The organism is Lutibacter sp., from assembly GCF_046055765.1.
Lineage (GTDB): Bacteria > Bacteroidota > Bacteroidia > Flavobacteriales > Flavobacteriaceae > Lutibacter.
In genome coordinates, this window is the sequence record NZ_JASFZF010000039.1 from 1 (window position 1) to 9,344 (window position 9,344).

Below are 9,344 nucleotides of genomic sequence, written 5' to 3' on the forward strand. Positions count from 1 at the left end.
ATATGAAAAATTCAGAAATTAAAATTTTATTAGTTGATGATGAACCTGACATTTTAGAAATTGTAGGTTACAATTTAAAGAGTGAAGGTTATACTGTTTATACTGCTAAAAATGGTATTGAAGCTATTGCTAAAGCTAAACAAACTACTCCTCATTTAATTATTTTAGACATTATGATGCCCGAAATGGATGGAATTGAAGCTTGTGAAAAAATAAGAGCTACAAAGGGATTAGAAAATGTTTTAATCACCTTTTTTACTGCTCGTGGCGAAGATTATTCTCAGGTTGCCGGTTTTGATGTAGGAGCTGATGATTATATTACTAAACCCATAAAGCCAAAAGTTTTAGTTAGTAAAATTAAAGCACTTTTAAGACGATTAAAAGTTAACAAAAATACACAATCTTCTGATACTATAGTTGTTGGAGATATTATTATTGACAGAGAAGAATATGTAGTTATAAAAGATGATAAAAAACTTTCACTTCCAAGAAAAGAGTTTGAATTATTCTCTTTACTAGCTTCAAAACCTGGTAAAGTTTTTAAGCGTGATGATATTTTAGATAATGTTTGGGGAAATGAAGTTGTTGTAGGCGGTAGAACTATTGATGTACATATACGTAAATTACGTGAAAAAATAGGTGATGATTATTTTAAAACAGTTAAAGGTGTAGGGTATAAATTTGTGCTAGATGAAGATTAAAAAAACATATTCTTTCGCTTTTTGGACATCCATCTACATTACTTTTATTGCATTATTTACCTTATTAATAGTAGCTTATCTCTTGTCAAATATTACTATTACGCTTAATTTTATTCTAATTTTTGTTAGTGTCATTTTTATACTAACATTTATTATTTCTCAATACAGGCTTGAAAAATTTATTTACCAGCGCTTAAAAAAAATATATGATAGTGTCTCAATTTTAGATACTTCAGATTTTAATAAAGCATCTATCACTTCTGATGTTGATAAACTCTCTAGAGAAGTCCAAAAATTTGCCGAAAATAAACAACAACAAATTAAAAGTTTAAACCTACGTGAAAGTTATAGAAGAGAATTCTTAGGAAATGTTTCTCACGAACTAAAAACACCCTTATTTACAGTTCAAGGGTATTTATTAACATTGGCTGATGGTGCAATTAATGACAAAAAAATTAGTCGTAAATATTTAGAAAGAGCCAACAAGGGAGTTGATAGACTTATTGCTATTGTAAAAGATTTAGATTTAATTTCGAAATTAGAAACAGCCGATTTACACTTAAATAAACAACCATTTAACATTATTGAGGTGATACAAAATGTATTCGATTTACTTGAAATGAAAGCTAAAAAAAGAAGTATTTCATTACTTCTTGACAAACATTATGATTGTCCAATAATGGTTATTGGTGATATTGAACGTATTGAGCAAGTACTAACAAACCTAATAGTTAACTCTATAAAATATGGTAAAATTGGTGGTACAACAGTAGTAGGTGCAGAACATTTTAAAAAAGAAAAAATACGTATTAAAGTTTTCGACAATGGTGAAGGTATTAAAAAAGAACATCAAGAAAGGTTGTTTGAACGTTTTTATAGAGTAGATCAAAGTAGATCTAGAGAGCAAGGAGGCTCTGGTTTAGGTCTTTCAATTGTGAAACATATTGTTGAAGCTCATAACGAACAAATTTTTGTAGAAAGTGAATACAAAAAAGGTTCAAGTTTTTCATTTACGCTCGAAAAGGTTGAAAAAATCTAAATGAATATTAGTTTCATTTCGCTTAAATCCTGAAAAATTAGTTAAAATTTTTAAATTATCTAGCTCAAAATTTTCCTGAGTTGCAAAAGGTGCAATTCGTTTTTTAAGCAACATTTCTGCTAAATATTCCTGTTCAAATTGACCAGGAGTTGGTATAAAAAAAGCTTTTTTACCTAAAACAGCTAAATCCATAATTGTTGAATATCCAGAACGCGCAATTACTATTTCGCTTTGATTTATTGCTTTTTCTAAATCGTTTGACAATAAATAATTAACCACTTTAAAATTGCTTGAATCTTTTATTTTATCTTTAGAAGATAAAATACCTCTTACAAAAAGTACTTTTTCTTTATAGTTTTTTAATTCAATTAGTAATTTATTCTCTAGCAAAGTTCGTTGAGGTTCAGGTCCAGAAAATATTACTAGTAATTTGTACTTAACATCTAATTTTTGATGTTTAAACCTACTTAAAACACCTAAATATTTAAGTTTAAACTTATGATTTGTTAAATGCCCTAATTCTCCTGAATAATTAGGCTTTCCATTCACATCAGGAACCCAACATTCATCAAATTTACTAATTACTTTTTGATGTATTTTTGAAGTAATCCAAGTGGTTATTCCCGAAAATACTTTCAATTGATGTGTGATATAAACTGAAGGTATTTTTTTACTCCAGACACCAAATCTATTATCAGAAATAATTCCCATAATATTTTCTTTTTCAATAAGTTGAGTAACTATTTTTCGCTCTTTTTTTACTGCTAAAATTATTGAAGGAACACTTAATATAAGTTTACATTTTAAATTTTTACCTTTTTTAGAATACTTGATATTATATGCCGGAAGTGTGTAACTTTTTAAATTAGGGAATTCTTTTTGAAGTAATAACAAAGCATTACCATCACTTGCTAAAATAGGTTCATAATTAGCCTTAACTAAGGCATCAATAATAGGTACGCAACGTGTTGCATGGCCTAATCCCCAATTTAAGGGTGCGACAAGAATTTTTTTTTACAAGTCAAAACCAATATCTGTTCTAAAATTCATGTTTTCAAAACTAATTTTTTCAATGTTTTGATACGATTGGTGTAATGCTTCCTTAAAATTATTTCCATAAGAAGTAACAGCAATAACTCTACCTCCATTGGTTACAATTTTATTATTTTTTAAAGTTGTACCAGCATGAAAAGGAATTGAATTTTCTATTGAACCTAGTCCGTTTATAATTTTTCCTTTTTCATATTCTTCAGGATAACCACCAGAAACTAACATAACTGTACAAGCGCTTTTTTCTTCAAACTCGATAGTTTTTTTGTGTAATTCATTTTTACCCGTTGCAATTAACAATTCTAAAAAATCACTTTTAACACGTGGTATTACAACTTCGGTTTCTGGATCTCCCATACGGCAATTGTATTCAATTACTTTAGGCTCATTATCAACTTTTATTATTCCGAAGAAAATAAACCCCTTGTATGGAATATTATCTTTTTGTAAACCTTCAACTGTTGGTTTTATAATGCTTTCTTCAATCTTTTGCATAAACTCGTTATTTGCAAAAGGAACTGGGGAAACCGCTCCCATACCGCCTGTATTTAAACCTACATCACCTTCACCAATACGTTTATAATCTTTTGCGTTTGGCAGGTTAACATAACTTTTACCATCGGTTAAAATAAAACAACTTAATTCTATTCCATCTAAAAATTCTTCAATTACAACTTTACTACTTGCAATTCCAAACTTTTGATTTGCTAACATTTCTTTTAGCTCGTCTTTTGATTCCTGCAAGTCATTTAAAATTAACACGCCTTTACCTGCCGCTAACCCATCAGCTTTTAGAACATAAGGAGGATTTAATGTTTCTAAAAATTGATATCCTTTTTCTAAGTTTTCAGAGGTAAAACTTTCATAAGCCGCTGTTGGAATATTATGACGTATCATAAATTTTTTAGCAAACTCTTTACTACCTTCAAGTTGAGCAGCATATTTTTGGGGTCCAATTACTGCAACATTTTTTAATTTAGCATCATTTAAAAAGAAATCATGAATTCCTTGTACTAAGGGGTCTTCGGGACCAACCACTACTAATTTAATATTATTTTGTAAAACAGTTTGTTTTATCGCACTAAAATCGGTTGGATTCACATTTATATTTAACCCAAATTGCATTGTTCCAGCATTTCCAGGGGAAATAAACAATTGATTTAATAACTTACTTTGCGCAATTTTCCAAGCTAGTGCGTGTTCTCTTCCTCCTGATCCTAGAATTAATACGTTCATTTTATCTTCCTTTACCTTTTAATACTACTGTTATTGTGCTTAAAATTACTTTAAAATCTGTCCATAAAGATAAGTTGTCTAAATAAATTAAATCATATTTAGCCCTTTTTAACATTTGCTCTAAATTATCGGCATATCCGTATCTTATTTGTCCAAGAGATGTAATTCCTGGTTTAAGTTGTTGTATTTCCTTATATTTTGGTAAGTGAGTTATAATTTCATCTAAAAAAAATTGGCGTTCAGGTCTTGGACCTACAATACTCATTTCACCTTTTAACACATTAAAAAATTGAGGGAATTCATCTATCCTATATTTTCTAATAAACTTTCCAAACTTAGTAATTCGTGCTGATTCGTCTTTAGATAATAATGGGTCATTTAAAGGAGCTTTTCCTTTCATACTTTTAAATTTATAAATATGAAAAGGTTTTCCATTTTTTCCAATTCGTTCTTGTTTAAAAAATAAGTTTTCTCCAGATTCTAGATAAATTAAAATTGCAACAATTGGTAAAAGCCAACTTAGTACTAAAATTAGTATGAGCACTGAAAATACAATATCGACAATTCTTTTCGGAAATATGTACGACTTATTTTTCAATTAAAATGACTAAAGTATTTGTTCTAAAATCTTTTCTGTTATCACATACGTTGGTAATACTCCGGTTGTTCCCAAACCTCCTGAAGCTAAAGTACTCCCTGTTTCTAATGGGTTGTCTGACGCATAATATGCATACCTAACTTTCACTTTACTAGAAATGTTTCCTCTAATTTTAGAGGCTGCTTGTATTGCTTTTTGATAATGTGCTCCTTCCATTTCTAATCCTATAACTTTCCAAGTAGAATCATGAAAAAATCCTAAAATATCTTTATTTTGAAGTGACGTTCCTAAAACTGTAACCATAGTTCCTGTAGAAACATGAACACCACATCCTTCAAACATTCTCTTTTTTAATTGATTTTTGAACGGGTAATTATCTGCTGTTCCTTCAAAAATATGAGATGAAGGAATCATAATATCTCCTTTACCACCTTCTAAAATGCCTGCCTTTCCCATAATTGAAACAGACTCAACATTTAAATGGTACTTTTTATTCTTACCACAAATGTATGGTTTTAAAAGCTCATCCATAGTTTCATAGGCTTGTTCACCAAACGCATAATCCATCACAATTAAAACAGGTTTTTCATCATTTTCAAGGTTATGATCAAAAGAATATTGAGTTTTACTCATATCAATTTTCTCGGTATCAATAATTTGTACATTTATATTGGTTCCTGAAGTATCTTTAATAAATGTTAACCCATTTTCAGCAGCATAATTCATTACTTCTTTACGTAAATCTTCATTTTTATCATCACTTAATAATTCAAATAATGAAATGGTATCGTTATTTTTAATTTGTTTTGGTAAAACTATTGGCGCATAAATAGAGTTCATTACACTGTGCATATTTGCACTAATAATATGAATTGGTCTATTTATTAATTTTTGATCGTTTAATACATCTTTAATGTTGGTTGCCCAAACTTCTCCATAAATATGATGTCCAATTCTTTCTCTAAGTATTGGACTAAAATTAATGGCTCTTTTTAAACTATGAACTTTTTCATTAATGGCAATATGCCCTAACCAATATATAACTTGAAAAAAACGATCTGGATTATTTTTTTCTCCTAATTCTTCATGTATATTTTGAGTTTCTTCAAAAGTTCTACCTAAAATACTTGCCATATGCGCTAACATAATATCTCTACCATCTCTTGTTAACGTTCTATTATGCAACACTGTATCTTCTATTTTTTTCCATTCTCTAATAGTTTCACCTTCATCGGTTACTAAAACTTTATTTGCAATTTTATAAGATTCTACAAACAAAAAAGTTAAGTGTGTTAGAATATCATAAATTTCAGACCTTCCACGAGTTACTTCAATGTTCATTTGATCTTTATCAATTCTAAAACAAGTTCTTCTACGTTTAGGTGGTATAATTGGTTTAAAATGAGAGTTTGAATATCCTTCATCTGCAGTTAAATTAATGTATCTACACTCTTCAATTCCAGCGGGTAAACGTTCAATAACATAAATTAACCCATTTAATTCTACTTTTTCTTCAGCAATAGAACCATAAATTTCTGGTCTTAATACTAGTAATGATTCACGTAAAGCATCTCCTGAAATTCCCATTGGTTTATAAAAACCTCTGGTAAATAAGTGACGCATTGATATATATAAACGCTCTATAGCTTTTGATGATTCTTGAGCGCGTGTTCTTCCTTGAATTTTTGAATGTGACATAGGTTATTTTTGGGTTTCAAAGATACAACTTATCTGTTTATTAGCATATTTGTTAAATTGTGTTATCATTAAACTTTTATTTTTTTAATATCGAATTGTATTTGTCTAAATTATTTAAAATTGAAACTGCTTCTTTAATAGTTGAATCAAATACCGATTTTTGCATATAAACTCCTTCATCATAATAATAACGTTTTACAATTTCTTCTGTTAATTTATGAAGTATTTCTTCTTTATTTTTATCTAGTTCTTTTAATTTTTCTAGCTGAATATTCTTTAATAGTTCCGTATATATTTTGTCTAAATTACCGTTTAAGTTTTCTGAAACAGCTTTTTGCTTTGCTTTTTTAAATTCAACTTCAGTCTTCGTTTCAAAAGCTTTATTGTTTTTTGTTAAATACACTTTTAGAGAATTAAAAATACCCTTATTTAATTTAAATTTTGAAGGGGCTGCTATCGATTTATTTTCATAAAAATAGTTGGTGACAAAATTAAAAAATGCCTCAGATTGTAATAGTTCTTCTGTAGTTTTAGTGGTTATTGGTTTTTTAATTTTTATGTCTGGTGAAATTCCACCGCCACCATAAACAATTCTACCAATTGCTGTTTTATACATTTCTCTGCCTGCATCGGAAAATTTTGGAATATTTCCTTTATCATCTCTATTTGTATAATCTAATTCTTGAATACATCTTCCGCTTGGGGTATAATATTTAGAAATGGTGATTTTCATTTGTGTACCGTAGGAAAGTTCTCTGTAACGTTGCACTAAACCTTTTCCAAAAGAGCGTTCTCCAACAATAACTGCTCTATCATAATCTTGTAATGAACCCGCTAAAATTTCGGATGCTGAAGCTGAACGATTATTAACAAGTATTGTAATTGGAATTTCTAAATCTAATGGTTCATTTCTAGTTTTAAAAGTATCGCTCCATTTATCAATTTTAGCTTTTGTTGTTACCACAATTTTATCTTTTGGAATAAAAAAATTAGTGATTTTTACAGCTTCCATTAATAAACCTCCAGGATTATTTCTAACATCAATAATTAGTTTTTTCATTCCTTCTTCTTTCAATTCTAAAAAAGCTTTTTTAACTTCGGAAGCTGCTTTTTCATTAAATTTAGTAAAAGAAATGTAACCAACCTCAGCAGCTAACATTGTATAGTAAGGCACCGGGTTTATTTCTATTTTTTTACGAATTATTTCTAATTCGATTTTTTTATTTTGACGTTCTATTTGAAGTTTTACGTTGGTTTTTGGCAATCCGTTTAATAAAGTTGAGATACCTTTCCCTTCAAAATCTTTTACAATAACATCATTTATACGTAAAATTTTATCTCCTGTTTTAATTCCAGATTTTTCGGCAGGAGAATTTTTAAAAATTTCGCGAATGACAAGTGTTTTATTTTTATAGTTTGTTATTATTCCAATTCCCCCATATTCACCCGCTTGTTGAATTCTAGCACCTTCAACTCCTTGCTCATCGTAATAACGCGTATAAGGATCTAAATTTTTAAGCATATAGTTAATTGCATTGTTAGTGAGTTTTGCAGGGTTCACCTCATCTATATAATACATATTTAACTCTTTAAACAATGTAGTATAAATATCTATTTGTTTTGCTATTTCAAAAAAATTAGATTGAAATCCAATAGAAACCAATACAGAAACACTTAGAAAAATACCTATTCCTATTTTTTTAATTTTGCTCATTTTCGGTAATTTTAAATAAAAACGTATCACACAGCTTTATAATTGATTGTTCTAAATCATTTAAACTTAGCTCTTTATTTCCCATATAAATAAACATAAATACATATTGTTTATTTAAATTTTTAGCAAATAGGTGTTTATTTTTTCTATAAACTTCTCGTAGTAATCTTTTAATTCTATTTCTATTCACCGCTAATTTTACAGCACGTTTTGGAACTGTAAACCCCACTTTTATTGGAAATTGAGAATCATGTTCTTTTTCTAAATAAATTAATTGAAGAGGAAACGATTTTACACGACTACCTTCTGCAAATAATTGCTCAATTATTGTTTTACTTTTTAGTTTTTCTTCTTTTCCTAAGGTAAATCTCATTTAAAAAATGCCTAAAGTTATAAATTGCCTAGAATGCCTAGAGTCTTAATTTTTTTCCAATAGCTGTGAAAATAGCTAATATTTCATTCGCCTCAGTTAAAATATATTGAGTTTTTTGAAGTTCTATAAAGTTTAAATCTATAATAATCTCTAACCAATATACTGTTTCACTTGCTTCACTTTCACAAATTTTAATTTTATTCTTAAAATCTGCTTTACTTCTTGATCTGTTTGCTTCTCTATAATTTGCTCCTATACTTGTTCCAGATTTTGTAATTTGGTTTTTTAGTACTTTCCCTTCAGCAGAATTTGGTAAAGAAATGGATAGTTTAATAATACGAAGTGCAAATCTCTTAGTTCTGTTTTCTAATTGTTTACTAAATTCTTTATTATCCATTAAAAAAATTACTTTACTAAGTGTTTAGGCACTTTTTACTTTAGCTCACTTTAAGTACTTATATAGGTAACACAAATGTAATGAATAAAAGATTTTAAAAAATCAATTGGTAAAGACTTTAATTCTTAAATTTGTAAAAAAATATAAAACATATATTTATGTCTCAAGATTTATATCAAGCTCCGGATTATTATCAATTAGATGAATTACTAACTGAAGAGCATATATTAGTGCGAGATGCAGCTCGCGAATGGGTAAAACGTGAAGTTTCACCTATCATTGAAAAAGCAGCACAAGATGCTAAATTTCCAACATCAATTGTTTCTGGCTTGGCTGAAATTGGTGCTTTTGGACCTTATATTCCTGAAGAATATGGAGGTGCTGGATTGGACCAAATGAGTTACGGATTAATTATGCAAGAAATTGAAAGAGGAGATTCTGGTGTTCGTTCAACAGCATCGGTACAATCTTCTTTAGTAATGTATCCTATTTGGAAATTTGGAAGTGAAGCTCAAAAGCAAAAATACTTACCAAAATT

General features: G+C 28.7%; 10 protein-coding genes. 3 read left to right on the forward strand and 7 right to left on the reverse strand.

The window, feature by feature from the left end; all coding sequences use genetic code 11:
* Nucleotides 1-2 precede the first annotated feature (2 nt).
* Together QM495_RS04415 and QM495_RS04420 are read left to right on the forward strand one after the other, a co-directional pair.
* Nucleotides 3-701 (forward strand): response regulator transcription factor, encoded by a 699-nt coding sequence (locus QM495_RS04415; RefSeq protein ID WP_408670900.1) that lies wholly within the window; start codon nt 3-5, stop codon nt 699-701.
* Nucleotides 691-1,740 carry a sensor histidine kinase gene (locus tag QM495_RS04420; protein WP_408670901.1) on the forward strand — a complete coding sequence of 350 codons (1,050 nt, stop codon included), beginning with the start codon at nt 691-693 and terminating at the stop codon, nt 1,738-1,740. The genes QM495_RS04415 and QM495_RS04420 overlap by 11 nt, the downstream gene beginning before the upstream one ends.
* On the opposite strand, the gene QM495_RS04425 is transcribed toward QM495_RS04420, so the two are convergent.
* The 7 genes from QM495_RS04425 to QM495_RS04455 all read right to left on the reverse strand — a co-directional run bounded on the left by QM495_RS04425 (nt 1,708) and on the right by QM495_RS04455 (nt 8,806).
* Nucleotides 1,708-2,634 (reverse strand): glycosyltransferase, encoded by a 927-nt coding sequence (locus QM495_RS04425; RefSeq protein ID WP_408670902.1) that lies wholly within the window; start codon nt 2,632-2,634, stop codon nt 1,708-1,710. The two genes, QM495_RS04420 and QM495_RS04425, sit on opposite strands and share 33 nt — an antisense overlap.
* A 120-nt stretch (nt 2,635-2,754) precedes the next feature.
* Nucleotides 2,755-4,026: a phosphoribosylamine--glycine ligase gene (gene purD / locus QM495_RS04430; protein WP_408670903.1), complete on the reverse strand. Its 1,272-nt coding sequence runs from the start codon at nt 4,024-4,026 to the stop codon at nt 2,755-2,757.
* A gap of 1 nt (nt 4,027) precedes the next feature.
* Nucleotides 4,028-4,624, reverse strand: coding sequence for a sugar transferase (locus tag QM495_RS04435; RefSeq protein ID WP_408670904.1), 597 nt, complete (start codon nt 4,622-4,624; stop codon nt 4,028-4,030).
* Between the two features lie 9 nt (nt 4,625-4,633).
* Nucleotides 4,634-6,322, reverse strand: a complete 1,689-nt coding sequence (locus tag QM495_RS04440) for a DUF6909 family protein (RefSeq protein ID WP_408670905.1) — start codon at nt 6,320-6,322, stop codon at nt 4,634-4,636.
* A gap of 76 nt (nt 6,323-6,398) precedes the next feature.
* On the reverse strand, nt 6,399-8,036 hold the full coding sequence (locus tag QM495_RS04445) for a S41 family peptidase (protein ID WP_408670906.1): 1,638 nt from the start codon (nt 8,034-8,036) through the stop codon (nt 6,399-6,401).
* On the reverse strand, nt 8,023-8,409 hold the full coding sequence (gene rnpA, locus QM495_RS04450) for a ribonuclease P protein component (protein ID WP_408670907.1): 387 nt from the start codon (nt 8,407-8,409) through the stop codon (nt 8,023-8,025). Before rnpA ends, QM495_RS04445 begins: the two co-directional genes overlap by 14 nt.
* A 37-nt stretch (nt 8,410-8,446) precedes the next feature.
* Nucleotides 8,447-8,806: a four helix bundle protein gene (locus QM495_RS04455; RefSeq protein ID WP_408670908.1), complete on the reverse strand. Its 360-nt coding sequence runs from the start codon at nt 8,804-8,806 to the stop codon at nt 8,447-8,449.
* Nucleotides 8,807-8,964: 158 nt separating this feature from the next.
* On the opposite strand from QM495_RS04455, the gene QM495_RS04460 reads away from it, so the two are divergent.
* A partial coding sequence (locus tag QM495_RS04460) for an acyl-CoA dehydrogenase family protein (RefSeq protein ID WP_408670909.1) occupies nt 8,965-9,344 on the forward strand: 380 nt, incomplete at its 3' end.

Excerpts from the sequence above, each read along its gene's own strand:
- QM495_RS04440 (WP_408670905.1), bottom strand. The coding sequence starts at position 6,322 with ATGTCACATTCAAAAATTCAAGGAAGAACACGCGCTCAAGAATCATCA.
- QM495_RS04420 (WP_408670901.1), top strand. The coding sequence starts at position 691 with ATGAAGATTAAAAAAACATATTCTTTCGCTTTTTGGACATCCATCTAC.
- rnpA (WP_408670907.1), bottom strand. The coding sequence starts at position 8,409 with ATGAGATTTACCTTAGGAAAAGAAGAAAAACTAAAAAGTAAAACAATA.
- QM495_RS04455 (WP_408670908.1), bottom strand. The coding sequence starts at position 8,806 with ATGGATAATAAAGAATTTAGTAAACAATTAGAAAACAGAACTAAGAGA.
- purD (WP_408670903.1), bottom strand. The coding sequence starts at position 4,026 with ATGAACGTATTAATTCTAGGATCAGGAGGAAGAGAACACGCACTAGCT.
- QM495_RS04415 (WP_408670900.1), top strand. The coding sequence starts at position 3 with ATGAAAAATTCAGAAATTAAAATTTTATTAGTTGATGATGAACCTGAC.
- QM495_RS04445 (WP_408670906.1), bottom strand. The coding sequence starts at position 8,036 with ATGAGCAAAATTAAAAAAATAGGAATAGGTATTTTTCTAAGTGTTTCT.